Raw genomic sequence first — 22,486 nt, forward strand, 5'->3', positions numbered from 1 at the left:
ACGCCATTCACAGGTTCCGGCGCGCATCACCCCACCGCGACGCTCATGCCGCCGTCGGCCATGACCACCGAACCGACAATGAAGCTGGCGCGCTCCGATGCCAGGAAGGCGACGATTTCGGCGATTTCCTGCGGTGCTGCCGCCCGGCCGATAGGCGCAGACTTGCCGTGCTCCTGCAAGAACCCGCGGCCGTCTTCCATGAAATGATTCAACAGATTGGTCACCACGTCACCCACGCCAATGGCGTTGACCCGGATGCCATGTTCGATCGCCTCCAGCGCCTGGGTGCGGGTCAATTGCGCCAGTGCGCCCTTGGACGCGGTGTAGGCCGCGATACCGGGGAAGGCGAAATAGGAGGCGTAGGAGGCAATGTTCACGATCGCCCCACGCTTGTTCTTGAGCATTTCCTTCATCGCTTCCCGGGAATGCAGGAACGCCCCGGTCACGTTGGTCTGCATCTGCCATTCCCAGTCTTCGCGGGTCATCTCGAGCAGCGGCTTGTACAGAATGCGACCGGCGTTGTTGACCAGCACGTCCAGCTTGCCAAAGCTGTCGACCGCCAGCGCCACTGCCTGCTCGGCAGCACCGTCGACCGTGATGTCAGCGACAAACGGAACAAGGCCAGCACGCTCGAGTGCGTTGACTGCGGGGTCGATGTCCTCGGCGATCACCTTCGCACCGCGAGCATGAAGGAGTTCGGCGGTGGCCTTGCCGATGCCGCTGGCCGCGCCGGTGACCAGCACTACCTTGCCTGCCACTTCGTTTGGGGTTGGGGTGAAGTCGGTCATTTTCTCGTCTCCAAGTCAGGAATGGGTTGTCGCTTTCGACGGTGCCAATTTCTTCCTTTTCGACGTAGGCCGCCCTGGCGACCTTGCTCCGGCTGTCGGAGTTTTGCTTCTTTCAAACAATGAACAATCGCCCCGTCGGCCAGGCGGCGTATGGGTTGCGAGGATAAAAGCCCCACTGGGGGCCGCTGTGCCATCAGTCACTGCCTGGGCCCGGCGCCGCGGCAACTAGCCTGGCACCCTTGACCCACCCCCTCCCCGCGTCACATGCTCGCTCGCTCCACCCACGCTCAAGGAACGATTGCATGAAGCTGGAAACCCTCGCCATCCACGCAGGCTTCAGCCACGACCCGGCCACCCGGGCCGTGGCCGTGCCGATCTACCAGACCACCTCGTTCGCCTTCGACGACACCCAGCACGGCGCCGACCTGTTCGACCTGAAGGTGGCCGGCAACATCTACTCGCGCATCATGAACCCTACCAACGACGTGCTCGAACAGCGCATGGCGGCGCTCGAGGGCGGGGTCGGTGCGCTGGCGGTGGCCTCGGGCATGGCGGCCATCACCTATGCCATCCAGACCGTCGCCGAGGCGGGCGACAATATCGTCTCGGTGGCCAAGCTGTACGGCGGCACCTACAACCTGCTGGCGCATACCCTGCCGCGCATGGGCATCCACACCCGCTTTGCCGCGCATGACGACATCGCCGCCCTGGAAGCACTGATCGATGAGCGCACCAAGGCGGTGTTCTGCGAGTCCATCGGCAACCCCGCCGGCAACATCGTCGACATCGCCGCGCTGGCCGAAGCCGCCCACCGCCATGGCGTGCCGCTGATCGTCGACAACACTGTGGCCACCCCGGTACTGTGCCGGCCGTTCGAGCATGGGGCGGACATTGTCGTGCACTCACTGACCAAGTACATCGGCGGCCATGGCACCAGCATCGGCGGCATCGTGGTCGACTCCGGCAAGTTCCCCTGGGCCGCGCACAAGGCGCGCTTCGCCCTGCTCAACACCCCCGACCCGTCCTACCACGGCGTCACCTACACCGAAGCCTTCGGCGCGGCCGCGTTCATTGGCCGCTGCCGCGTGGTGCCGCTGCGCAACACCGGCGCCGCGCTGTCGCCGTTCAACGCCTTCCTGATCCTGCAAGGCCTGGAAACCCTGGCCCTGCGCATGGAACGCCACACCGAGAACGCGCTCAAGGTGGCCCGCTACCTGCAAGCCCACGAGCAAGTCGCCTGGGTGAAGTACGCCGGCCTGCCCGACCACCCCGAGCATGCCCTGGCCCAGCGCTACACTGGCGGCAAGCCGGCGGCGATCCTGTCGTTCGGCATCAAGGGCGGCCAGGCCGCCGGGGCGCGCTTCATCGATGCGCTGCAACTGGTGGTGCGCCTGGTGAACATCGGCGATGCCAAGTCACTGGCCTGCCACCCCGCCTCCACCACCCACCGTCAGCTCAACGACGAAGAGCTGGAAAAGGCCGGCGTGCCGCGCGACATGGTGCGCCTGTCGATCGGCATCGAGCACAGCGACGACATCATCGCCGACCTGGCCCAGGCCCTGGAGGCCAGCCGCGGTTGACTTTCCGCGCCCCACCCAATGCCGACGGCGGGCGCACCTCGTGCAAAAGCGGATTCCCTTGCAATGACCCTGTTCTACCTGAAACTCATGGTTACCCCGCTGCTGATGTGGGCCATTTCCCTCGCCTCGCGGCGCTGGGGTGGCCTGCTGGGCGGGTTGCTGTCCGGCCTGCCGGTGACCTCGGCACTGGTAATGACCTTCCTGTGCCTGGAACAAGGCACGGCCTTCGCCCTGGGCGCGGTGCCCGGCGCGCTGGGCGGCCTGGCCGCGGTACAGGCCACCTACACGTTCTACCTGTTCGCCACGCGCCGGCTCGGCATAGCCCCGGCCGTGTTGCTGGCGATCCTGTTCTACGGCCTGGCTGCCTATGCATTTACCCACTGGGGCAGCCTGTACTTGTCCATCGGCGTGGCGCTGCTGCTGATCGGCGTATTGATACGCGCCAGCGGCCGCGAACCGAAACCGGACACCCTGGCCCGCCCCCGGCATCGCTACTGGGAGATCCCCCTGCGCATGGTGTCGGCAACCGCGCTGCTGATGCTCACCACCCGCCTGGCCAGCTGGCTGGGGCCGGCGACCAGCGGGATGCTGGCGCCGATCCCGGTCATTGCCTGGCCGCTGGTGGTGTTTGCCCATGTGCAGCATGGCCGCGCCGGGATGGCGGCGATGGTGCGCGGCAATGCGATTGGTGCGGTGGGGGTGATTGCGTTCTATCTGGTGATCGCGGGGCTGCTGGAGGCCTGGGGTGTTGCCATTGCCATCAGCCTGGCCATGGTTTGTGCCGTGGGGCTGACCATCGGGTTGGCGGCTGCGTTGCGACGGCGTTGAGCCATCAGCCACACCTGCCTGAGCGGCATCCATCACTCAGAGAAGTTTCCTACAAGCTTTTAGGAAGGCCAAAGCCTCTCTGGAAAGCGATTCCCCGTTAGTGTTCAGGGGCCGACAAGGCCCTGGCCAACACGAGGATCGCCCGTGAACATCAGTCAACGCATCGCCATCGCCGCAGCCGAAGCGGGCCTGCCGCACGACCAGTGCATGTCCTGTGAACGCCAGGGCCTGCCGATCCTGCCGCTGCGCCGCGCGCTGGTGCCAGACACCCGCCCCGAGTGTGTCGTCACCGTGGCGGATAACCTGCATATCTCGACCAGGATCGGCTTGCGCACCTTGCGCATGGGCTACCTGTACGTGCTGCTCGACCAGCAGGTCTGGCAGGCCTATGCCGTCAGCGCGCAGGGCCACCTGCGCCGCTTCAACCCGTACGAGCCACCGGATGGCCCGCCAAGGCCACTGCCGGAAAAGTGCGTGCATGAAGACCACGACATTCCCTCCGCCTTCCTCAACCTCGACACCGAGCGATACAGCAGCGCCTGGCTGGCCTTTTCCAGCGACGCCTGGCCGGTCAGCGTGCTGAACGCCTACAAGCGGGGCCAGGCTCCGGCGCAGCGCTTCGAAGGGCTGGACCTGACCCAGGCGCGCAAGCATCCCGAGCTGCTGGGCATCGCCATGACGCCGGACAACTTGCAGGTCGACACGCAGGTGTTCGAGTACGCCCAGCAGGCGTGTTCACCGTTCGACAGTGCGCACGGTTTCCATAGCCGCTGGCTGCGCCGGTTCGCCCTGCGTGGCTACCTGATCAATGCGATCAACCGCCACCAGCTGGAAAACGGCGTGCTGGCCGTGGTGCTCGACGACACCGTAGGGCTGATCCAGGAATACAACCAGCAACGCCTGAACTGGGTCGTGAAGCGCCAGGCCTGGCGCGAGGAGCCGATGCGGGCCTATCAGTTGCAGACCTCGCAGATCCTGCAGATCATTCGTGCCACCAACAGGGAACGGGCCGCGCAGGAAGTACCGTCGCTGGAGCCGCTGACCGGTGATGGCCCGCCGGTGTTCACCGACCCGACAGTCACGCGACAACAGTTGGTCGAGCGGAAGCAGCAGGAGAGTGACGAGCGGCTTGAACAACGCTACCACGAACCGCAGCGCGCGGCGTTCCAGGCGGCTTACGACCAGCAGGAAGGCGAGTTTCAGCGTTACATCGACCAGGACGCGCAGGCGTACGTTGCCTTGTTCGATACGCCGATGTTCCAGGTGGTCGAGGCGTACGACTACGACGGTAACGACCGTGAGTCCGGCGTGGCGTATGCCAAGACCCTGGCGCTGTGCCTGGGCGGAGGCATTACCGAAGCCATGGTGCCGACCACCGAGCCGCGTATTCCCGCCGCCGGAACCAGCGAGGCCCTCTGGCTGAAATGGCTGCAGGACCCTGACAGCCCACCCTACCGCGCCTTGCTGATGCGCGACCGGGCGTTGCTGGCCGGGCTGCTGCCGAGCTTTGCCGCGGGTGACGGCATCAACTGGAATGACAGTGACAAGCTCTACAGCATGCTGAGCAAGATCATTGCCAGTGACGACGCCGGCTTGCGCATGCGTACCACCCTCAAGCAGGCCATTGCTGAAACGCAAAGCGCGCTCAACGCGGCCAGTCAGCGGCTGGCGCCCTGCCTGTCGCCTGGCATTCAGAAAGCCGTGCGGCATCTGAACAGCGCCACGCAGTATCTCTACAACGGCGTGCAGCTGATCGAGCTGGAAGTGAAGATGAAGCTGGGCGAGTACTACGCCCTGCAGAGCCAGCACCTGCGGGAAATGCAGCACAAGGCCAATGCCTCCATCGCCGCGGCGCGGGACCGGATGCAGCGCAACCTTGACGATTTCGAGTTTGGCTCGATGAAGTCGATGCGCAAGGTGCGGCCGATCATCCAGCACGGGCTGATGAGCCTGGCCGTGCTCGACCCGCGCTTCACCCACACGATGATCAGCGTGACGGTGTGGGTCGAGGGCACGGCCGAGGAAGTGCATGGGCGGTTGTTCAAGGAAGCCAGCATGGGCGTGAACCAGGCGAGCAGCGCAGCGCAGCTTGCCCTGGTGGATATCTCGGTGGCGGCGGGGACCTTGGAAAGCGATGCGCGCAGGTTGTTGCAAGGGATGAAGATCACCTCGCAGCAGGCGGCGCGATTGGTAAAGACCGGTTTTTCCGGGTTGCGCGGGGTGGCTGGGAGCTGGGAAGTGCTGTTGGCGATAGGTGGGTTGTATCTGCAGCAGGACAGCCTGGGTAGGAATCAGGAGAGGGCGGAAGAAGAAATTGGGCCCAAGGCGCATGAGGCCAAGTTGGCGTTGCAGGGATCCCAGTTGGGCGTGTTGGGTGGGCAGATTGAGCTGGTGGGGCTCATTCTGAGGTCAAGTACCCAGCATATTGCCGCGCCGTGGGCAAAAAGCGCGTCTGGTACTGGAGTATCGCTGATAAGAATCGGTGCCTTGATAAGTGCAATAGCTGGGGTTTTCGACACCGTACAAGCTTTTACTGCTGCTAAGCGTGCACGGGCAGCCGGCGACAACACAGCAGAAACGAATTATTTCCGTGCGGCTTTTTTTAACGCCTTCTCAACTGGCGCGTTTGTCTGGGCAATATTTAAGCCCGCCCTGCGAGGGCCTTTAGGTCTGGCTATAATACTGGCACTCACTGCGTACGCACTTACTCGTTCAGCTGGACAAAACGAATCTAATGCACTAGAGCGGTGGGCGCGACGATGTTGTTTTGGGAGAGGTGATAGAAGTCCGGTCATCTCTTGGGATACACCTGAATATGCCGACATAGCGTTTGCAGAACTGAATGCTGCCACGATCGGCGTGCACGCAGCGGTTCATTTCGAATCCAAGCGCTTAAGCGACCCGACCGCCCCCAAGATTGGTGAACTGGTCAGCCTGGAGCTAGAGCACAAACTAAAATTTCACATCATATTGCCCAAATACGATGATGAATACTCGGCCTATCGCTGGATCCTGTCAGTACATCGTTATGGTGACGGAACCCTCCCTGATTTTATTGGCGGAGAAACCCTCGCACTTGATGAGTACGGACCAGTTCAAGTTGAACCCCTTACCGAGGGGGCAAAATTCCACGGCTTTTCGCAGCCAAAGCAGCCTGACTACAAAGATAATATTTCAGTAAAAAAAGAGCGACGTCCGTATGACTTGGATGAGCCGCATCTGTCTTGGCTAGAGTTCACTGGAACGGTGGAGCTTATGCCGACTATTGGACCACACACCATAAGAGCCGCGACGCTACTGATATGTTACTGGCCAGATAAGAGACTACCAGAGGCATATGTCGAGGTCTGCGTTAAGGAAGCTAATGAATGAAAGCCAAACCCAAAATTCTTTCGGAGCGGGCTTTATGTTGGAGTCACGACCTGCCTGATGTCAGTTCAAGTGCAGTTCCACGCTTAAGCTTTGAAGATATAGATCCTTCGCCAAACTTTTTTGACGAGGTATGCTTGGAGCTTCCTCGCTCTACTGTCAGTTTACGTGGTATTGTCCTGTTAACAGGAGTGCCGATATTGGCTTTTACTGCTGGTGTATTTATCTACATGCCTGGCATTTTTTTCAGTATTAATTGGTCGGGTGACTGGCATATTGACCTCCTAGCCTCGCTAATGGTTCTGGTTAGCATATGGGCCACTGCGACATACATAAAGATAGATTTGTTGCTACCACGGGACGAACCTATCCGTTTCAATCGCTTACGACGCAAAATCTATCTCTATCAATTCAGATTCCACTACATCTATCTGTTCAGCCGCAAACACTGGGGCGTAAAACCGGTCGCCTACAACTGGGACGACGTAACCGCCGAAGTCTACCGAGTCTACGCCCCCGGCCACGGTGGCCTGTTCGAAAACGTCATGCTGTCAATCCGCAATCCGGATACCAACGAAGTCATCGACCGCGTGTTCTTCACCCACGACCTCCGCCGCGGCGAAGCCTACTGGGCCATCGCCCGGCTGTTCATGCAGCAGGGGCCTGAAGCCCTGCCGAAGTTCGTCCACCCACCCCGCGACTGGAATGACGACGATGGCTTGAGCCACATGCACTGTCTAGCGCCAAAGGTACTTTGGCCGGAAGCCATTGACCGTGAATCCCGTACTGCCCCGGCTGAAGGTGAGGCCCGATGAAACCCGCTGCATGGCACCAACCCGGTAGAAAGCGGCAGTTCCGCGTACACCTTCAATGGCAAGCCGGTTGCCAGAGTGGGAAACCGCACCACGTGTGGCGCTGTAATAGTATCGAGTTTTACGCCGCCGAGGTTTCCGGATTACAAACCTGATTTTAATCTAAGCAAGACCAAACAAGCCTATTCCGATACCGCTATAGGTAGATCGCAATTGAGTATATCGGGTGCGATAGAGCTTTTCCCTGTCTCTGGAAGACATACGATAAGGTCGGCAACATTACTGATTGCATATTGGCCAGACAGAAACATATCAGGCGCACGACTTGAAACGTTTGTGCGGGAGGTGAATGAGTGAAAGATCAGCATAGGGTATTATGCGAGAGAGCACTGGGTTGGAGCTACGATTTACCCCATGTTGAGGAAGCGCCACTTCCCCTGTTTGGCGCAGAAAGAATTTCGCCGCCTCCAAATCATTATGACGAAATATATCTAGAGCTATCACGAGCCACAATTAGCCTGCGAGGATTGGGCGTTTTGTTAGGTGGTGCCGCACTGATTTTAGGTGGTGTAATGAAACTGTTTCTATTTTGGCTGATGTTTTTTAATGATTGGCAAGGCGACTGGATAACGAAGGTTTTTCTTTTACTTTGCCTCCCAGCTGTAGTGTGGGCGCTATTACCGTACGTAAAGCTGGATCTGGTACTCCCCAGAGATGAACCGATTCGTTTCAATCGGCTGCGTCGGAAGATTTATATTTATCAGTACCGATTTCACCGCTTTTTCATCTTTAGCCGCAAACACTGGGGCGTCAAACCGGTCGCTTACAACTGGGACGACGTAACCGCTGAAGTCTACCGAGTATACGTTCCCGGCCACGGTGGCCTGATCGAAAACGTCATGCTGTCGATCCGCAACCCAGAGACCGATGAAGTCATCGACCGCGTATTCTTCACTCACGACCTCTACCGCGGCGAAACCTGCTGGGCCATCGCCCGGCTGTTCATGCAGCAAGGCCCTGAAGCGCTGCCGAAGTTCGTTCACCCACCCCGTGACTGGAACGACGACGATGGCCTGAGCCACATGCACTGCTTAGCGCCAAAAGTTCATTGGCCAGAGGATATTGACTGTGAATCCCGTACTGCCCCGTCTGGGCCTTCAGGATCGAGTTGTACAGCCCCAACCAAGTAGGAAACGGTAGCTCTGGAAGTGCCTACCATGGCAGGGCGTTTCATACCTTTTCGCAGCAACACTGCTGACAATGTATTGGCCGGGTTAAATATTGAAATTGCGTATACTGAAGTGCATATCCGGAGGAAGCATGTCGCATAAGCCAAGCGTGTTAATGGGCCGAGCGCCAAGCTGGAGCTACGATCTACCGAGCATTAACGAAGCCCCCGTATCCGACCTTATTCTGGACAGCGTCAACCCGCCTCCCAATCATGTCAATGGCGTGTACATGGAGTTACCTCGTTCCACTGTACTTCTACGCGGCGTATTGGCTTTGCTTGGTGTTCCGATGCTGTTGTTCTTGTTTGGTATAGCGGCACGAGTATACTGGAGCCTCATTGATTACGGCCATACCTTCGATTGGATGATGGTGATAATTTCAATATTCGGCCCTCTAATTTGCATATGGGTCGTCAGCGCATTTGTCAGGCTAGATTTAACACTTCCGCGGGACGAGCCAATACGTTTCAATCGCTTACGTCGAAAAATCTATATATATCAGTTCAGATACCACTACCTGTACCTGCTCAGCCGTAAACACTGGGGCGTTAAACCGGTCGCCTACGACTGGGACGACATAACCGCAGAAGTCTATAGAGTCTACGCCCCCGGTCACGGTGGGCTTATTGAAAACGTCATGCTTTCGGTCCGTAACCCGGAAACGGACGAAGTCACCGACCGCGTGCTCTTCACCGATGACCTTCACCGAGGCGAAGCCTACTGGGCCATTGCGCGATTGTTCATGCAGCAAGGACCTGAAGCCTTACCGGCATTCACCCACCCACCCCGTGACTGGAACGACGACGATGGCCTGAGCCACATGCATTGCCTGGCACCAAAAGTTCACTGGCCGGAAGACATAGACCGTGAATCCCGTACTGCCCCGTCCGAGGTAGAGGATCGATGATCGTGCCGCGGTTGGCCAGCCTTACTGTTCGCCTGCCCAGCCAATCATTCCCTACGTTGGTCCAGCCCCACGGCAGGCTGCTCGACGCTCTGCCTGCCATCATCAGCCAGGCCGTCATCCGCCGGGCCATCGCCGCCCTCTTCTTCGTTCATCAGCGGGTCGTCATCAGGGTCGGGGATGGTCGGCCGATCGGGGTCAACTGCCGGGTCGGGTGAAGTGGGCAAGTCAGGGTTCGTACCGCCTTGTGCACTCGGATCGGGGCTCATCGCTGCATACCTCTCACAAAATTGTTAAACGAATCTCGGGCCACCTATCAGCGCGGTTGCGGATGCTCGGCAGAAACCGAATTGTTGGCTTCCACATCCTGCATCTCTTCCTCGACAGGGCCCTCGTCATCCGCAGGTAACGGGACTTCCCCAGCACCGCTGCCGGCCTGCGCGTCGTTGGTCCTTGCGCTGCCATTGTCCCGATCCAGCTGCCCGTCCTGGTCCGAACCGGGGTTGCCAGGCGGTGGGTCCCAATCGACGGGACGCTTTTCGGACCACGCCTCGCCGACGCCTTGCCTTGGCTCGGACTCGGTTTTCTCGAGCCCGGGGCCTTTCTGATCGTTTGCCATGGAAGTTCTCCTCGGTTTGCGCGTTGATCGCGCATACAGATCGGACGGGAAACGGCCAGCAGCAGTGCCTTGGGTTCGACAGGTGGCACAAAAGGCCGGGGTACCGATCATGGCTTGCCGCTCTGGACAGCCGTTCCCCGTTAGGGTTCGGAGGCCGTCAAGGCCCTGTTCAACACGAGGATCGGCCAAGTCATCGAGCGCCGGTTCCTGTATCACGACATAAAGCAAGGCAAACGAAGGTGTTCGAGGTTGACCGGTTGGGGCGCTCGACCACCTTGTAAGCCAGGCCGCTACCGGCGCCTGCTGGACGGTGCCGCTTGCTGGCTGTGCGCAGCCCTATGGAACCGGGTGGTTCGGTGCCCTGCCCTCGAGCACCGCTGCCAACTCGGCCGCCGCAGTGCGCGCCATCAGTGCACGCGCCTCGACGGTGGCCGAGCCGATGTGCGGCAGCGCCACCACCTGTGGCAACGCCAGCAACGGCGAGGCGGCCGGCAGCGGCTCTTGCTCGAACACGTCCAACCCGGCCGCGCCGAGCTGCCCCTCGACCAGCGCCTGCACCAGCGCGGCCTCATCGACCACAGCACCACGGGCGATATTGACGAACACGGCATCGGCCCGCATGGCTGCGAACTGCTCGCGGCCGAACAAGTGATGCGTGGCCGGACTCAGCGGCACGCAGACGCAGACGAAGTGCGCCTCCCCCAACAACTGTTGCAGCGGCACCCGCCTTGCGGCGAACTGCGCTTCATACTCGGGCTTGGCACTATTGCCGCTGTACAGCACCCGCATGCCAAAACCGAAGTGCCCGCGCCTGGCCACCGCCGCACCGATGCGGCCAAGCCCGACGATACCCAAGGTCTTGCCGTGCACATCGCGGCCGAAGCGTGTGGCGTCGATAGCCTGCGTCCACTCGCCATCACGCACCATCCGCGCCAGCTCGCCAGCGCGTCGGGCTGCCATCATCAGCAACATGAACCCGGTATCGGCGGTGGCTTCGGTCACCGCATCCGGGGTGTTGGTCAAGCGGATACCGCGCTTGCGCAAATACGCCAAGTCATAGTTGTCGAAACCGGCAGACACGCTGGCAATGGCCTTCAATGCCGGGGCCTGGTCAAGCAGCTCGGCACCCAGCGGCAAGGTACTGCCGATCAGCCCGTCGGCGGTGGCCAGCGCCGCAAGAAAGCGTTCGCGGTCGGCCAGCGGCTGGTCGAAACGCTGAAAGTGGTAACGTCGGCCCAGGTCGGCCAGCACCTCGGCGCTGGAAATGGGGCCGAAGGAAACGACACGTTGCATGGAACCTCCTCAGTCGATAGGCGTTTCAGGTTGAGCCGCGTACAGCCGACGCGGGACGCCCCAGATGATCAATACCACCGCCAGCAGGCTGACTGCCGCCAGCAGCCACAGTGCCGGGGTCGGCGACCCGCTGACGTCGCGTACCCTGCCGACCAGATACGGGCCGACAATGCCGCCGAGCTGGCCGATGGAGTTGATCAGCGCAATACCCGCCGCCGCCGCCAGGCCGGCCAGGTACTTCGGCGGCAGGGTCCAGAAGATCGGCATCCAGGCGATGATCCCGGTCATGACCAGGCTCATGCCGAGCATCAGCAGCCACAGCTGGCCGCTGAAACCCGCGCATAGCGCATAGCCTGCGGTGGTCATGGCCGCACAGCTCGCCATGTGCCAGCGACGCTCGCCGCGCAGGTCGGAGCTGCGGCCGATCAGCAGGTTGCCCACCACTGCCAGCAGGTACGGGATCATGCTCAGCAAACCGATGTCCATGGCATCGGCCACGCCAGCATTGCGAATCAACTGCGGCATCCAGAACAGCAGCCCGGTCAGTGCCATCACCAGGCACAGGTAGATCGCCGACAACGCCAGCGAGGCCGGCTCGCGCAGGATGGCGCGAACCGAGCTGCCTCCTTCGGGCCTGGGCTCGGCATCGAGACGCTCGCGCAGGTAGCGCTTTTCTTCCGCGTCGAGCCAGCGGGCATCCTCGATGCGGTCACTGACCAGCCACAGCACCAGCAGGCCCAGCAGTACCGACGGCAGCCCCTCGAGCAGGAACAGCCATTGCCAGCCGGCCAGCCCGTTGACCCCGTCGAAGTGGCTGAGAATGAACCCCGCCAACGGGCCACCGACGATGCCGCACAGGCAGATCGAGCTCTTGAAATAGGCATTGATGCGCGCACGGCGGTCGCTGGGGTACCACTGGGTGAAGAAATACAGCACCCCGGGCACGAAACCGGCCTCCATTACACCGATGAGGAAACGCAGCACGTAGAACCAGGTTTCGCTGGTGACGAACATCATCGCCGCCGAGGTCAGGCCCCAGCTGATCATGATCCGGGCGATCCAGATGCGCGCGCCGATGCGGTGCAGCAACACGTTGCTCGGCACTTCGAACAGGAAGTAGCCGACGAAGAACAGGCTCGCGCCCAGCCCGTAGACCGCGTCGCTGAAGCCCAGCGCGCTCTGCATCTGCAGCTTGGCAAAACTGATGTTGACGCGGTCCAGGTAGGCGAACAGGAAACACACGATGAACAACGGCACGATGCGCCAGTTGATCTTGCGGAACAGGTGGTTATCCAGCGATTCCCGCGCAACCAGGTCGGCGGGTAAGGAGTGACTGGGCATGGCTGCAACCTCTTGTTGTTGTTCTCGGGGTATGGGTCGAATGCCCGCCCGGGCCTTGGCCGGGCGGGGGCAGCGAGATAACGGCGCAGCTCCAGGCGTCAGGCCAGCGCCTCGCGGCTGTGCTGGCCGTCGACCAGGCGCTGCAGGCCCAGCGGGTTGGCGTTTTTCAGGGCGTCGGGCAGCAGCGCATCGGGGTAGTCTTGATAGCACACCGGGCGCAGGAAGCGGTCGATGGCCAAGGTGCCGACCGAGGTGCCACGCGCGTCGGACGTGGCCGGGTACGGCCCGCCATGCACCATCGCATCGCATACTTCCACGCCGGTCGGGTAGCCGTTGACCAGCAGGCGCCCGGCCTTGCGCTGCAGCACCGGCACCAGCGCGGCGAAGCGCTGCAAGTCTTGCGGCTCGGCAATCAGGGTGGCGGTCAGTTGCCCATGCAGGGCTTGCACGGCGCGGCGCAGCTCGGCTTCGTCGGCAACGGCGACGGCCACCGTGGCCGGGCCGAAGACCTCTTCCTGGAGCAAGGCGTCACCGTTCAGCAGCAGGCTCACGTCAGCCTGGAACAGCTGTGCCTGGGCCTGGTCACCCACCTGTTCGGCGCCGGCCAGATGGCGCACGCCCGGATGCTGGTGCAGGCGTTGTACACCTTGGGTATAGCTGCGCAGGGTGCCGGCATTGAGCATGGTCTGCCCGGGCTGGTCGGCCAGTTGTGCGCCAAGCGTGGTGAGGAAACGGCTGAACGCTGCGCCAGCGATACCCAGGACCAGCCCGGGGTTGGTGCAGAACTGCCCGCAGCCCAGCACCACCGAGCCGGCCAGTTCCCTGGCCACCTGCTCGCCCCGGGCCTGCAAGGCCGCTGGCAAGACCAGCACCGGGTTGATGCTGCTCATTTCGGCGAACACCGGAATCGGCTGCGGGCGCGCCGCCGCCAGCTCGCACAGGGCCCGGCCGCCTTTGAGCGAGCCGGTAAAGCCCACCGCCTGGATCGCCGGGTGGCGCACCAGCGCTTCGCCGACACCGGCACCGTAGATCATGTTGAACACGCCGGCGGGCATGCCGGTGGCGAGCACGGCGCGCTCGATCGCCTCGGCCACCTGCTCGGCGGTGGCCATGTGGCCGCTGTGCGCCTTGACCACCACCGGGCAGCCGGCGGCCAGCGCTGCGGCGGTGTCACCGCCAGCGGTAGAGAAGGCCAGCGGGAAGTTGCTGGCACCGAACACGGCTACCGGGCCGACGCCGGTACGGTACTGGCGCAGGTCCGGGCGTGGCAGCGGCTGGCGCTGTGGCTGGGCGCGGTCGATGCGCGCGCCGAGGAAGTCGCCGCGGCGCAGCACGTTGGCGAACAGGCGCATCTGGTTGCTGGTGCGCGCCCGTTCACCCTGGATGCGCCCGGCCGGCAGCGCGGTTTCGCGGCACACGGTGGCGATGAAGCTGTCGTCCAGCGCATCCAGCTGGTCGGCAATGGCATCGAGGAACTGCGCACGGCGCTGCGGCGCCATGCCGTTGTATTCGGCAAAGGCCGCTTCGGCTGCCTGCGCGGCGGCGTCCACTTCTTCAGGTGTGGCTTGGGCAAAGGCCAGCGGCAAGGCTTCGCCGGTACGCGCATCGAGGCTGTGCAGGCGCACGCTGCCGGCGGCGCTGCGCTGGCCGCCAATGAAGTTGCTTCCGGTCATGGTTGACTCCTGTAAATGAGAAAGAAGGTTCAGATGCTCGTGTCAGGCAGTTAGCGGAAAGGGGGCTGCTGCGCAGCCTTTCGCGGGCTCGCCCGCTCCCACAGGAACCGCGCAGTTCTGGCAGCTTGCGCCGTATTTGTGGGAGCGGGCGAGCCCGCGAAGGGCCGCAAAGCGGCCCCGATTCAGCAACCGGCTGGCAGCGAGCTCAAAGGCTTTTCACCAGCCCGGGGCGGACCTGCGCGGGTGCGGCTGCAATGCCATTGCGCAGCGGCTGGCCAAAGGCATCAAGGCTGACCTCGAAGGTATCGCCCGGGCGCGCCTGGATGCCGTCGGCGAACGACAGCGTGGCGGTGCCGAAGTAATGCACGTGGATATCGCCAGCGCGCAAAAACTGCGGGTACTTGAAGTGGTGGAATTCCAGGTTCTCAAAGCTGTGGCACATGTTCTGCTCGCCCGACAGGAACGGCTTGCGCCACAGCTCCTGGCCGTCACGCAGGATGCGGCTGGTGCCTTCCAGGTGGGCCGGCAGCGCGCCCAGGCGCAGCTCGGGGCCGAAGCTGCAGGCGCGCAGCTTGGAGTGGGCCAGGTACAGGTAGTTGCGCCGCTCCATCACATGGTCGGAAAACTCGTTGCCCAGCGCATAACCGAGGCGATACGGGGTACCGTCGGCAGCAATCAGGTACAGCCCGACCAGCTCCGGCTCCTCACCGGCATCCTCGGCAAACGCCGGCAGCGGCAGGTCGGCGCCCGGGCGCACGACGATGCCGCCGTCGCCCTTGTAGAACCACTCCGGCTGCGCGCCCGCCTCGCCTGCCGGCGGTCGACCGCCGTCCAAGCCCCACTGGAACATGCGCATGCTGTCGGTCACGGTGCCTTCGGCCTGCTGCTGGTGCATCTTGTCGCGGGTGGCGGCGCTGCCCAGGTGGGTCAGCCCGGTGCCGGTGACCAAGCAGTGCGCCGGGTCCGGATGGTCCAGCGGTGGCAATACCCGGCCTTCGGCCAGCAGGGCCAGGTAGTCGTGACGCTCGCCCAGGCCAGCGGCCTGCACTTCGGCGGCCAGGTCTCGGCCGGCGGCAATGGCTTGCAAGGCCAGCTCACGGGTGCTGCCGGCGCCACGTACTTCCAGGGCGTACTCGCCTTCCACCACGCCCACCCGGCGTGCGCCGGTGGCGGTTTCGAATTGAATCAATCGCATGCTTGTGCTCGCTCTTCGGTTGCGAAAGTTAGCGGGAGGCCGGGGCTACCCGCGTAGAAGCCAGGCGCTGGCGGCGCTCGAGGCGGTTGTAGACCACCCCGGTCAGCAGCAAGCCGAACAGCATCACCACGGCCAGGAAATACAGGCCCGACGACAGCTGCCCGGTGTGCTCCTTGAGCGCGCCGATGCCGAACGGGCCGAGGTAGCCGCCGAGGTTGCCGATGGAGTTGATCAGCGCGATGCCGGCAGCGGCACTGGCGCCAGAGAAGAACCGCCCCGGCAAGGTCCAGAAGATGGCCGTGCAGGAGAACAGCGCGAAGGCCACCAGGCACAGCGCCGCCAGCTGCAGGCCGGGCACGCTCAGCCAGGCACTGAGGAACAGGCCGAGCGCCCCCAGGGCGTACAGCAGGCCGAGGTGGCCGTAGCGGTCATTCAGGCGGTCGGAACTGCGCGGCACGATCAGCAGGCCGATGATGCCGAACAGGTACGGCACCGCCGAAACGAAGCCGGTGACCAGGTCGCTGCCGCCAAACTGGTGGATCAACGTGGGGAGCCACAGGCCCAGGCCGTAGATGCTCAAAGTGACCGGCAGGTAGAACAGCGCCAGCAACAGCACCCGCCCGTCCTTCAACGCATGCAGGGGGTTGCCGTGGCGGGTCTGGCCGAACTCGCGCAGGTCGTTGGCCAGCTGTTCCTGCAGCCAGCTGCGTTGCTCGTCGCTGAGCCAGCGCACCTTGGCCGGGCCGTCCGGCAACAGGCGCAGGGTCGGCCAGGCCAGCAGCACCGCCGGGGTGCCGATGCAGATGAACAGCCATTGCCAGCCATGCAGGCCGAAGCTGCCATCAAGCCCCAGCAGCGCGCCGGAAAGCGGCCCGGTAATCAACATGGCCAGCGGCTGGGAAAGGATGAAGAAGCCGAGGATCTTGCCGCGATGGCGCACCGGGTACCACTGGGTGATGTAGTACAGCACCCCCGGGAAGAAGCCCGCCTCGGCCGCCCCCAGCAGAAAGCGCATCAGGTAGAAGCCGTTGGGCCCGCTGACGAACGCCATGCCGACGGTGATCGCGCCCCAGGTGACCAGGATGCGGGCGAACCAGCGGCGCGCGCCGAAGCGGTCGAGCAACAGGTTGCTGGGCACCTCGAACAGGAAGTAACCGATGAAGAACAGCCCGGCGCCCAGGCCATAGGCCGCGTCACCCAGGCCGATGTCGGCGCCCATGTGCAGCTTGGCAAAGCCCACCGCAGAACGGTCGACATAGGCCACCAGGTACAGCAGGACCAGAAAAGGGATGAGTTTCAGTGTGATCAGGCGGACGAGCCGCTGCTCCTGAATCATGGCGATGTCTCCGATTGTTCTTGTAATGGGCAGAGCACTGGGTCGGGCTTTTTGGCAGGCCATCGACCGGAAAATCGATCATATAGTATTACCATTTAAAACAACAAGCCTTCACATGGCGCTTTTTTGTCGATACAGTCAGCCACACAACGACAAATAGTAATACTAATTAGGTGTCCCCATGTCTGATCACAAACGCCCGCTGCGCTCCGCCCAATGGTTTGGTACCGCTGACAAGAACGGTTTCATGTACCGCAGCTGGATGAAGAACCAGGGCATCCCGGACCACGAATTCCAGGGCAAGCCGATCATCGGCATCTGCAACACCTGGTCGGAGCTGACCCCGTGCAACGCGCACTTCCGCAAGATTGCCGAGCACGTCAAGAAAGGCGTGCTGGAAGCGGGCGGCTTCCCGGTGGAGTTCCCGGTGTTTTCCAGCGGCGAATCCAACCTGCGCCCCACCGCCATGCTCACCCGCAACCTGGCCAGCATGGATGTGGAAGAGGCGATCCGCGGCAACCCGGTGGATGCCGTGGTGCTGCTGACCGGCTGTGACAAGACCACCCCGGCGCTGCTGATGGGTGCGGCGAGTTGCGACGTGCCGGCGATCGTGGTCACCGGCGGGCCGATGCTCAACGGCAAGCACAAAGGCAAGGACATTGGCGCCGGCACCATCGTCTGGCAGATGCACGAGGCCTACAAGGCCGGGCAGATCGACCTCAACGAGTTCCTCTCGGCCGAGGCCGGCATGTCGCGCTCGGCGGGCACCTGCAACACCATGGGCACCGCCTCGACCATGGCCTGCATGGCCGAGGCACTGGGCACCTCGCTGCCGCACAACGCCGCCATCCCGGCGGTAGATGCACGCCGCTACGTGCTCGCCCACCTGTCGGGCATGCGCATTGTCGACATGGTGCGCGAAGACCTGCGCCTGTCGAAGCTGCTCACCCGCGAAGCGTTCGAGAACGCCATCCGCGTCAACGCCGCCATCGGTGGCTCGACCAACGCAGTGATCCACCTCAAGGCCATCGCCGGGCGCATCGGCGTGGACCTGCAACTGGAAGACTGGACCCGCATCGGCCGCGGCACGCCGACCCTGGTCGACCTGCAGCCTTCGGGGCGCTTCCTGATGGAAGAGTTCTACTATGCCGGTGGCCTGCCCGCGGTCATCCGCCGCCTGGGCGAACACGGCCTGCTGCCCAACCCCGGCGCGCTGACCGCCAACGGCAAGAGCCTGTGGGACAACTGCCAGGCTGCGCCGCTGTATGACGAGGAAGTCATCCGCCCGCTCGACAAGCCGCTGGTGGCCGACGGCGGCATCTGCATCCTGCGCGGCAACCTGGCGCCCAAGGGTGCCGTGCTCAAGCCGTCGGCGGCCACCCCGGCGCTGATGCAGCACCGCGGCCGGGCGGTGGTGTTCGAGAACTTCGAGGACTACAAGGCACGCATCAACGACCCCGAGCTGGAGGTCGACGCCAGCTCGGTGCTGGTGATGAAGCACTGCGGGCCCAAGGGCTACCCGGGCATGGCCGAGGTCGGCAACATGGGCCTGCCGGCCAAGCTGCTGGCCCAGGGCGTGACCGACATGGTGCGCATTTCCGACGCGCGCATGAGCGGCACGGCGTACGGCACCGTGGTGCTGCACGTGGCGCCGGAGGCTGCGGCGGGTGGGCCATTGGCTGCCGTGCGCGAAGGTGACTGGATCGAACTGGATTGCAAGGCAGGCCGCCTGCACCTGGACATTTCCGAGCAGGAACTGGCCGGCCGCCTGGCCGACCTGCAAGCCCCGTCGCAGTTGATCAGCGGTGGCTACGCCAGGTTGTACCTGGACCACGTGATGCAGGCCGACGAAGGTTGCGACTTCGACTTCCTGGTCGGTTGCCGCGGCGCGGCGGTGCCCAAGCACTCGCACTAAGGCGCGTCCTTGGGGCCGCTTTGCGGCCCCAAATCGCTTGACTGAGTTGCATCAGAGCATGCCCACAAACACCGGCAATGCCGCTGCCATCCTCCGCGTCGCCTGCTTCGCGGCACAAGGCCGCTCCCACAGGTACTGCGCTGCTTCGAGTTGTCACTGCACCTCTGGGAGCAACTGCCTTGCTCAAATGTTCAAAGCTGGCGTTATTCCTGTAGGAGCGGGCTTGCCCCGCGAACACCGGCAAAGCCGGTGCCATCCTCCGCGTCGCCTGCTTCGCGGCACAAGGCCGCTCCCACAGGTACTGCGCTGCTTCGAGTTGTCACTACACCTCTGGGAGCAACTGTCTTGCTCAAATGTTCAAAGCTGGCGTTATTCCTGTAGGAGCGGGCTTGCCCCGCGAACACGGGCGAAGCCTGTGCCATCCACTGCGTCGCCTGCTTCGCGGCACAAGGCCGCTCCCACAGGTACTGCGCTGCTTCGAGTTGTCGCTACACCTCTGGGAGCAACTGTCTTGCTCAAATGTTCAAAGCAGGCGTTATTCCTGTAGGAGCGGGCTTGCCCCGCGAACACGGGCGAAGCCTGTGCCATCCTCCGCGTCGCCTGCTTCGCGGCACAAGGCCGCTCCCACAGGTACTGCGCTGCTTCGAGTTGTCACTACACCTCTGGGAGCAACTGTCTTGCTCAAATGTTCAAAGCAGGCGTTATTCCTGTAGGAGCGGGCTTGCCCCGCGAACACCGGCAAAGCCGGTGCCATCCTCTGCGTCGCCTGCTTCGCGGGGTAAACCCGCTCCCACAGGTACTGCGCTGGCTTCGAGTTGACACTACACCTGTGGGAGCGGCTTCAGCCGCGAACACCGGCGCAGCCGGTGCCATGCACCGCGTTGCCGCGCTAATGCTATGATGCTGCCCCCGCCCGAAGGATCGCCCCCGCCGCACATGAACTACCGCCAGCCCACCACGCGCAAGAGCATGCACGCCACCCTGGTCCAGGACCTTGGCGTACAGATCGTCTCCGGCCAGCTCGCACCCGGGCAGAAGCTGCCCTCCGAGGCCAGCCTGTGCGAAACCTACGCGATCAGCCGGCCGGTATTCCGCGAGGCCATGCGCGCCCTCACCGCCAAAGGCCTGATCGAAGCCCGCCCGCGTACCGGCACCCTGGTCCGGCCCCGGCATGACTGGCACATGCTCGACCCCGATGTACTGCACTGGCTGATGCAGGCCACGCCGCAGCAGGAATTCTTCAACATGCTGTCCAGCGTGCGCTGGGTCATCGAGCCCGCCGCCGCCGCGCTGGCCGCCACCAACGCCAGCGCCGAGGACGTCGCTTCGATCGCCGAGGCTTACCAGCGCATGGAAGCCGCACGCAACCATGAAGAGCGCCTGCAACCCGACCTGGACTTCCACGCCCGCATCGCCGACGCCACCCACAACGACCTGCTGGCCTACCTGTGCAACATGCTGTCGATGGCACTGCGCGAGTCGGTGCGCTATTCCAACCAGCGGGCGAATTTCGACCAACTCGCCCTGCCCCGGCACAAGGCAATCCTGACCGCCATCCAGAACGGCGACGCGCTGGGCGCGCGGCATGCTTCACTGGTGCAACTGGAAGATGCCCGCGTGGCCCTGGCCAAGGTGCTGGGCCAGGACCCGGCCAGCTGAGGCGGCGCTGAACGGTAGCCATGCCGCCGCCGTTCGGCCAGAATGACCCGCTCGGCGCCATAGCCTGGACACACCGCATGCTCACCACCCTCGCCATCGGCAACTACCGCTCGATCAACCACCTGGTACTGCCGCTGAGCCAGCTCAACCTGGTGACCGGCGCCAACGGCAGCGGCAAATCCAACCTGTACAAGGCCCTGCGCCTGCTCGCCGAAACCGCCCAGGGCGGCGTGGTCGCGGCGCTGGCCCGTGAAGGCGGGCTGGATTCGACCTGGTGGGCCGGGCCCGAACCCAGCGCCCGCATGCAACGCGGCGAAGTGCCGATCCAGGGCCAGCACCCGAGCCAGGCCAAACGCCTGCGCCTGGGCTTCGCAACGGCGGACCTCAGCTTTGCCATCTCCCTCGGCCTGCCGATTCCGTTGCCGTACCCCTCTGCCTTCATGCTCGACCCCGAGATCAAATGCGAAGCCATCTGGGGCGCGGGCGCCTACCGGCCCGCGTCGTTGCTGGTGGAGCGCCGAAACGCCCTGGTGCGCGCCCGGGAAGGCAACAGCTGGGCGGTGCTCGACCAGCATGCCGACAGCGGCGAGAGCTTTTTCAACATTGTCGGCCGCCCGCGCCAGGCGCCAGAGATTGGCGAGCTACGCGCGTACATCAATAGCTGGCGCTTCTACGATCACTTCCGCATCGACCGCGACGCCCCCTGCCGCCAGCCACAGCTGGGCACCCGTTCACCAGTGCTGCACCACGACGGGCGCAACCTCGCCCCGGCGCTGCAAACCATCATCGAAATTGGCGATGTCGAAGACCTGATGGCCGCACTGGAGGACGCGTTCCCCGGCAGCCGGCTGGAGATCGATGCACCGCCTGGCGGGTTGTTCAGCGTGCGGCTGCACCAGCACGGGCTGCTGCGGCCGCTAGCGGGTGCGGAACTGTCGGACGGTACCTTGCGCTACCTGTTGCTGATGGCCGCGCTGCTGACACCCCGCCCGCCCTCGCTGATGGTGCTGAACGAACCGGAAACCAGCCTGCATGCCGACCTGCTGCCAGCCCTGGCGCGCCTGATCATTCGCGCTTCGCAACGTAGCCAGGTGTGGGTGGTGTCGCACAGCCGGCCTTTGATCGAGGCATTGAGGGCGTGCGACGGGTGCAATGTGCTGGAGCTGGAAAAGCGCCAGGGGCAGACCGGGTTACGCGGGGTTGGCTTACTGGATGAGCCGCTGTGGCGATGGCCTGATTGAATCTGCGCCCTCGTAGACCTTGAGCCATGTGCCACTTCCGTCAGCCAACGCCGTTAGCCCCAACCTCCTCCATGAAACCCGCAAGGTAGGTTTCCAGCCGCGCGTGGCGTTCGGCAGCCAAGCGCGCCCCTTCCGCCGTCTTGAAGCCCGATGCCAGCTTGAGCAGCTTGGTATGAAAGTGCTCGATGGCGTAGGCCGTGTCCTGATACACCCGCCCCTGCGCAGCGGGATTCTTGAAATCGTACAGCGCCGAGCCCATCCGCCCGGATACGTAGAAACATCGGGCAATACCCACCGCACCGATGGCGTCCAGGCGATCACTGTCCTGCAGAATTCTGGCTTCGAGGCTAGTTGGCTCGAAACCTGCGGAATAGCTGTGCGTTTTGATCGCATGGGCTACCTGCTCGACACGCGGCAACGGCCAGCCAAGCGCGGTGAGGATGGCGCAGGCCTTGTCGGCCGACAAGCTCGACGCCTGCTTGCGCAAAGGTGAGTTCTTTTCGACCGGCACACAGTCGTGCAGTAGCGTCGCGGCCAGCAGTACCTCCAGGTCGCCGCCCTCTGCCCGCTGGATGCGCTGCGCATTTACCCATACGCGGTGGATGTGGGCGAGGCCGTGGGAGCCGTCTTGGTGGTCTGGCGGGAGATGTTTCAGCAGTTGAGCGGCGAGGTGTTGGAAGGGGGTGAAAGCTTCGCTGGTCACA

The 22,486-nt window shown here is 63.3% G+C and carries 18 protein-coding genes and 1 pseudogene; 10 read left to right on the forward strand and 9 right to left on the reverse strand.

From position 1 onward, the window contains the following. Positions 1-26: 26 nt before the first annotated feature. Positions 27-788: an SDR family NAD(P)-dependent oxidoreductase gene (locus QSV36_RS15265; RefSeq protein ID WP_289132893.1), complete on the reverse strand. Its 762-nt coding sequence runs from the start codon at positions 786-788 to the stop codon at positions 27-29. 302 nt (positions 789-1,090) lie between these two features. On the opposite strand from QSV36_RS15265, the gene QSV36_RS15270 reads away from it, so the two are divergent. The 7 genes and pseudogenes from QSV36_RS15270 to QSV36_RS15300 all read left to right on the forward strand — a co-directional run bounded on the left by QSV36_RS15270 (position 1,091) and on the right by QSV36_RS15300 (position 9,513). Then, on the forward strand, positions 1,091-2,368 hold the full coding sequence (locus QSV36_RS15270; protein ID WP_289132896.1) for a bifunctional O-acetylhomoserine aminocarboxypropyltransferase/cysteine synthase: 1,278 nt from the start codon (positions 1,091-1,093) through the stop codon (positions 2,366-2,368). Positions 2,369-2,431: 63 nt separating this feature from the next. Then, positions 2,432-3,196, forward strand: a complete 765-nt coding sequence (locus tag QSV36_RS15275) for a hypothetical protein (protein ID WP_289132899.1) — start codon at positions 2,432-2,434, stop codon at positions 3,194-3,196. Between the two features lie 144 nt (positions 3,197-3,340). Beyond that, complete coding sequence (locus QSV36_RS15280; RefSeq protein ID WP_289132902.1) at positions 3,341-6,568, forward strand: T6SS effector BTH_I2691 family protein; 3,228 nt, start codon at positions 3,341-3,343, stop codon at positions 6,566-6,568. Then, positions 6,565-7,380: a DUF6708 domain-containing protein gene (locus QSV36_RS15285; RefSeq protein ID WP_289132905.1), complete on the forward strand. Its 816-nt coding sequence runs from the start codon at positions 6,565-6,567 to the stop codon at positions 7,378-7,380. Before QSV36_RS15280 ends, QSV36_RS15285 begins: the two co-directional genes overlap by 4 nt. A 6-nt stretch (positions 7,381-7,386) precedes the next feature. Beyond that, a pseudogene (locus tag QSV36_RS25930) lies at positions 7,387-7,494 on the forward strand (PAAR domain-containing protein); the annotation flags it as partial. Positions 7,495-7,730: 236 nt separating this feature from the next. After that, a complete protein-coding gene (locus QSV36_RS15295; RefSeq protein ID WP_289132907.1) occupies positions 7,731-8,567 on the forward strand; it encodes a DUF6708 domain-containing protein in 837 nt (278 codons plus the stop codon). Between the two features lie 130 nt (positions 8,568-8,697). Continuing rightward, positions 8,698-9,513, forward strand: coding sequence for a DUF6708 domain-containing protein (locus QSV36_RS15300; RefSeq protein ID WP_289132909.1), 816 nt, complete (start codon positions 8,698-8,700; stop codon positions 9,511-9,513). Between the two features lie 44 nt (positions 9,514-9,557). Here QSV36_RS15300 and QSV36_RS15305 read toward each other — a convergent pair whose 3' ends face one another. The 7 genes from QSV36_RS15305 to QSV36_RS15335 form a co-directional block, all read right to left on the reverse strand. Next, on the reverse strand, positions 9,558-9,737 hold the full coding sequence (locus QSV36_RS15305) for a hypothetical protein (RefSeq protein ID WP_289132911.1): 180 nt from the start codon (positions 9,735-9,737) through the stop codon (positions 9,558-9,560). A gap of 89 nt (positions 9,738-9,826) precedes the next feature. Then, a complete protein-coding gene (locus QSV36_RS15310) occupies positions 9,827-10,129 on the reverse strand; it encodes a hypothetical protein (protein ID WP_289132912.1) in 303 nt (100 codons plus the stop codon). Between the two features lie 336 nt (positions 10,130-10,465). Continuing rightward, positions 10,466-11,422, reverse strand: a complete 957-nt coding sequence (locus QSV36_RS15315; RefSeq protein WP_289132915.1) for a 2-hydroxyacid dehydrogenase — start codon at positions 11,420-11,422, stop codon at positions 10,466-10,468. A gap of 9 nt (positions 11,423-11,431) precedes the next feature. Continuing rightward, complete coding sequence (locus tag QSV36_RS15320) at positions 11,432-12,763, reverse strand: MFS transporter (protein ID WP_289132917.1); 1,332 nt, start codon at positions 12,761-12,763, stop codon at positions 11,432-11,434. Positions 12,764-12,861: 98 nt separating this feature from the next. After that, the gene (locus QSV36_RS15325; RefSeq protein ID WP_289132919.1) at positions 12,862-14,436 is read right to left on the reverse strand and encodes an aldehyde dehydrogenase (NADP(+)); all 1,575 of its coding nucleotides are present in this window, start codon (positions 14,434-14,436) and stop codon (positions 12,862-12,864) included. A 205-nt stretch (positions 14,437-14,641) separates the two neighbouring features. After that, entirely contained in the window at positions 14,642-15,631 is a 990-nt protein-coding gene (gene araD1, locus QSV36_RS15330; RefSeq protein ID WP_289132920.1) for an AraD1 family protein, read from the reverse strand. 28 nt (positions 15,632-15,659) lie between these two features. Then, on the reverse strand, positions 15,660-16,967 hold the full coding sequence (locus QSV36_RS15335) for an MFS transporter (RefSeq protein ID WP_289132921.1): 1,308 nt from the start codon (positions 16,965-16,967) through the stop codon (positions 15,660-15,662). Between the two features lie 181 nt (positions 16,968-17,148). Between QSV36_RS15335 and QSV36_RS15340 the strand changes: the two genes are divergently transcribed. The 3 genes from QSV36_RS15340 (at position 17,149) to QSV36_RS15350 (ending at position 21,782) form a co-directional block, all read left to right on the forward strand. Next, on the forward strand, positions 17,149-18,882 hold the full coding sequence (locus QSV36_RS15340) for an IlvD/Edd family dehydratase (RefSeq protein WP_289132923.1): 1,734 nt from the start codon (positions 17,149-17,151) through the stop codon (positions 18,880-18,882). A 936-nt stretch (positions 18,883-19,818) separates the two neighbouring features. After that, positions 19,819-20,541 (forward strand): FadR/GntR family transcriptional regulator, encoded by a 723-nt coding sequence (locus QSV36_RS15345; RefSeq protein ID WP_289132925.1) that lies wholly within the window; start codon positions 19,819-19,821, stop codon positions 20,539-20,541. Between the two features lie 77 nt (positions 20,542-20,618). Then, on the forward strand, positions 20,619-21,782 hold the full coding sequence (locus QSV36_RS15350; RefSeq protein WP_289132927.1) for an AAA family ATPase: 1,164 nt from the start codon (positions 20,619-20,621) through the stop codon (positions 21,780-21,782). A 40-nt stretch (positions 21,783-21,822) separates the two neighbouring features. On the opposite strand, the gene QSV36_RS15355 is transcribed toward QSV36_RS15350, so the two are convergent. After that, the gene (locus tag QSV36_RS15355; protein ID WP_289132930.1) at positions 21,823-22,485 is read right to left on the reverse strand and encodes an HD domain-containing protein; all 663 of its coding nucleotides are present in this window, start codon (positions 22,483-22,485) and stop codon (positions 21,823-21,825) included. Position 22,486 lies beyond the last annotated feature (1 nt).

The organism is Pseudomonas sp. BCRC 81390 (assembly GCF_030341915.1).
Classification (GTDB): domain Bacteria; phylum Pseudomonadota; class Gammaproteobacteria; order Pseudomonadales; family Pseudomonadaceae; genus Aquipseudomonas.

What these genes read in the sequence shown, in the direction of transcription:
- QSV36_RS15270 (WP_289132896.1), top strand. Translation starts at nt 1,091, where the DNA reads ATGAAGCTGGAAACCCTCGCCATCCACGCAGGCTTCAGCCACGACCCG.
- QSV36_RS15320 (WP_289132917.1), bottom strand. Translation starts at nt 12,763, where the DNA reads ATGCCCAGTCACTCCTTACCCGCCGACCTGGTTGCGCGGGAATCGCTG.
- QSV36_RS15325 (WP_289132919.1), bottom strand. Translation starts at nt 14,436, where the DNA reads ATGACCGGAAGCAACTTCATTGGCGGCCAGCGCAGCGCCGCCGGCAGC.
- QSV36_RS15315 (WP_289132915.1), bottom strand. Translation starts at nt 11,422, where the DNA reads ATGCAACGTGTCGTTTCCTTCGGCCCCATTTCCAGCGCCGAGGTGCTG.
- QSV36_RS15350 (WP_289132927.1), top strand. Translation starts at nt 20,619, where the DNA reads ATGCTCACCACCCTCGCCATCGGCAACTACCGCTCGATCAACCACCTG.
- QSV36_RS15345 (WP_289132925.1), top strand. Translation starts at nt 19,819, where the DNA reads ATGAACTACCGCCAGCCCACCACGCGCAAGAGCATGCACGCCACCCTG.
- QSV36_RS15340 (WP_289132923.1), top strand. Translation starts at nt 17,149, where the DNA reads ATGTCTGATCACAAACGCCCGCTGCGCTCCGCCCAATGGTTTGGTACC.
- QSV36_RS15285 (WP_289132905.1), top strand. Translation starts at nt 6,565, where the DNA reads ATGAAAGCCAAACCCAAAATTCTTTCGGAGCGGGCTTTATGTTGGAGT.
- QSV36_RS15265 (WP_289132893.1), bottom strand. Translation starts at nt 788, where the DNA reads ATGACCGACTTCACCCCAACCCCAAACGAAGTGGCAGGCAAGGTAGTG.
- QSV36_RS15310 (WP_289132912.1), bottom strand. Translation starts at nt 10,129, where the DNA reads ATGGCAAACGATCAGAAAGGCCCCGGGCTCGAGAAAACCGAGTCCGAG.
- QSV36_RS15335 (WP_289132921.1), bottom strand. Translation starts at nt 16,967, where the DNA reads ATGATTCAGGAGCAGCGGCTCGTCCGCCTGATCACACTGAAACTCATC.
- QSV36_RS15275 (WP_289132899.1), top strand. Translation starts at nt 2,432, where the DNA reads ATGACCCTGTTCTACCTGAAACTCATGGTTACCCCGCTGCTGATGTGG.
- QSV36_RS15300 (WP_289132909.1), top strand. Translation starts at nt 8,698, where the DNA reads ATGTCGCATAAGCCAAGCGTGTTAATGGGCCGAGCGCCAAGCTGGAGC.
- araD1 (WP_289132920.1), bottom strand. Translation starts at nt 15,631, where the DNA reads ATGCGATTGATTCAATTCGAAACCGCCACCGGCGCACGCCGGGTGGGC.